Annotated in this window: 1 protein-coding gene and 1 pseudogene; both read right to left on the bottom strand. The window is 39.4% G+C overall.

The genetic code is table 11. The annotated features are described in order from the left end of the window. A pseudogene (locus AC0QT1_RS08340) lies at window positions 1-771 on the bottom strand (metallophosphoesterase); the annotation flags it as partial. Window positions 772-1,086: 315 nt separating this feature from the next. Next, window positions 1,087-3,093: a M23 family metallopeptidase gene (locus AC0QT1_RS08345; protein WP_473202100.1), complete on the bottom strand. Its 2,007-nt coding sequence runs from the start codon at window positions 3,091-3,093 to the stop codon at window positions 1,087-1,089. Window positions 3,094-3,431: the final 338 nt, after the last annotated feature.

Consider the following 3,431-nt stretch of genomic DNA (forward strand, 5'->3'; position numbering starts at 1 on the left):
TTCATAGACAGGATAAGCACGGCTTTTATATACATCTGCGTAGTCTTGATAGGTTTGTGGTCGGCCGAATTCCGTTAAGTCGCCATTGATGATAGAAAATTCTGCTGCGTGTGATTTTATTGCATTGGCAACTTTCTTATTTGTTTCTAACCATGGACCTCTGTTGCTATTCGCATTAGGATCGCCTGAATTCAAACGCCATGGTTGTGGATCGGCTGCTATGATAACAGTATAATTTTTGGGAGTCGTTCGCTTTACGGACCAAATGACCCTCGCGTTTGGACCTCCTTCTTCCTGTCGTTCAAAATAATACCCTTTTTTGCTGGAAGTTGCAGAGTATTCAGGGGTCCCACTATAGGGATTATACCAGCGGAATGTTAAAAGTGCTCCATCGTCTTGTACTTTGTATTTAGCAAAACCTCCAGATCCAAAAAGCCAAGCATTCGATGTTGTTGCTGCTCTTCCTACAAAGCCAGAGGCAATCAGAGTTGAGGGGCCATTTCCCCAGAATCCACCCGTTTTCCACTGTCCACGCTCGACACCTTTATCAATGAGTTTCATAAAAGTCAGTGGATTGCTCAGTTCATTGATGATGTAGACATCAGTCGAACGGTCATCAAAGGCACTTCGTTTAGGTTTTGGCAATTTGGCGATGAATCTTTGCTTTTTTTTGTGTGTTACAGAAACATGTTGAGCGTGAGAAAAACAAGGATTGATACAAATCAAGAGGGTAAGAAAAATTCCAATGAGTGTTGTATATGTGGATTTCATAAACTTATCTTATAAAACTAAAAAAATTTCAAAAGAAATGGTCCTATAAGAAGTAAAATTTGTTTTTTTTATGAATTATGTTTCTGTCACTATTTTTAAACGCAATAATATATCTCAAATATATCTGAAAACATTTGGTAATCAAGAATATCCCTCATCTTAAGCATAAGATTTGTAGAAAGCTTTTAGAAATTTAGCAGAAATCTACACCCTATCCTTTTTGCTTTCATTAAGCTTTTTCAGAGTCATTCTTTTTGACAAAAACCTTCAAGAGAAAGAATTTTAGCCATCACTGAAGGGGGGGTTCTGTATGATTTAAGATGTGTCGTTTGATGATTTTATTGGGCTTTTTAACAAAGAATCAATATTGTTTTTTTCGTGCAGGAATGCTTCTAGATCTTGCGTTTTTAAAGCTTTACTGTCAGGAATGCGGATGCGCATGGGATCCACTTTTACACCATTGACAATGATTTCAAAATGGCAATGGGGACCAGTTGCCATCCCAGTTGCTCCGACATAGCCAATGACTTGTCCTTGTCGTACTTTTGTGCCCAGTTTGATGTCTGGTGCATAACGACTTTGGTGCGAATAACTGCTGACATATCCATTGCTGTGTTGAATTTCTGTATGATTGCCATACCCACCGGTTACGCCAATTTTTATGACAACACCATCTCCTATCGCAATAATGGGCGAGCCTTTTGGAGCAACCCAGTCAACGCCTGTATGCATGCGAACATATCCTAAGATCGGATGCTTGCGTGGTCCAAAGGGGGAACCAAAAACACCATAGGGAGTGGGTTTGCGGAGCAAGAAAGGTTTGGAGCTTTTTCCTTCTGAATCATAATAATCAACGCTTCCGTCTTTTGATTGATAACGGTAATATTTATAGGTCATATTGCCGAAGGTAGCACTGATATAACGAATTTCAGGATCTGTATGGGTGCGCGTTTCCTTTGTTTTTTGATTCTTTTTGCCGTTTTTCGCTTCTTTGTTATTTTGTTCTGTATCGCTTTGTTGTGGCAGAGCATAAAATATTTCTATCTGATCGGTTGGTGTTATCTGACTCTTCATATCGATATTGGTGGCAAGAAGACGAATCAGATGCTGGGAGAGCGACTGCGATAGATTATGGCTGAGCAGAGCATTATAGAGTGCATCATAGGCTGTTGGTAATTGTGCTGTACTCACATAAGAATGCGGAATACCATTTTGAAAGGCGGTTTTAAGAGCCGTTGACATTTTGGGCTCTGCACTTTCAACAAAGGATCCTTTATCATTGAGAGCAATGGTGAGAACATGATACATTCCTTGATAGATGCTTGCCCGCACCAGATGATCTTCTTCTCCAGCTTGTGTAACAATACCAATCCGTAAAAGGCTTCCCTCTTTCAGCATATCAGAATGGTAAAATCTCGTTAAAGTGTTTACAACCTGTTCAATTTGTTGCTTCGTGTAGTTCGTTTCTTTGAAAACATCCGCTATCTTTTGTTTTTTACGAATAGGGATAATATCTTCAGCGTAATTTTTCGTGAGGTCAATGCGATGACTTTGAGGGGAAATGGTTACATTTTCTTGCACAATGCGCACTTCAGGGGTATCGGTAAACTGAGAGCTGGAAGCCGCATCTTCTAATTTTAACGGGTCAATCAATGTGAGCATTGAAAGGAGTTCATTGGTTTTTTCCAAAGAAAATCCAGCTTTTTTTAATTCTTGTTGTGCTTCATCATCCGTCAGGGTATCGGCTCCATCGAAGTCTAATTGATCAACGATAAACTTACGGTTGCGTAAGATAATTTTACTTTCCACTTTCGCGCCGTAAATCTGTCCGGAATCTTGCAGTTTGATGGTTTTTGTATTCGAATCACTGGTAAACATACTGAGAGAATCAAATTTAGGATAGCTATATCTTTGTGGACGCTCTTCGGCTAAAGCCATTCTGATCCATTCAAAATGTTGTGTTTGAATAACTTTTTCATCGCCTTTTTTTTGCAGAATTGATAATTCAAATTGCCGTTTACTATCAAAGCTTTGCCGTGCATGGGTGGGGGCAATACGGTCACCTTTATATCGATTGGCATCGGGGTCTTGTGTGTTTGAAAGATTTTCTGGTGTAAACCATTGTGGAGGTGTTACCAATCGCTGTTGTTCATCGAGAGCAGCAAAAAGTGCAATCCCCATCAGAATGCAGGATGTGATTCCCGTGAGAACTGTTCCGGTAAGCCAACGCACAGAAATCTGTCGACGCGCTGGTCGCAAACGTTTCACGACAAGAGCAGGATCTTGCCCGGGATCGTTTTTCTGTTGTTCGTTATCCCACATAGATTTTTAGAGTACTTTTCAAATATTAAATAAAAGGTGCTAGCATAGCTTAGCATCGCGCGACAAGAATTTGATTCTTTGTTACAGACAAATGAAATCTATTACAGACAATGCAAATCCCCAAATTTATACAGCAATACCATTATAATAGCGAAGAAAGATAGAAGAGCAATAACAACATTGGTTATGTTCTCAACATCACACAACAAATGCTCCTAACAATTACATTCCCCCGTATTTGATGGATAAAGTATTCCATGGATAGATTTGCTTGCTTTAAGGTGTTCTTTTTAGCTTTTATCGTTCTATTTTTTTTGAGAGTTCCCCTTTTTCTTTTC

The sequence above is a fragment of the Bartonella sp. P12B genome, assembly GCF_055796185.1.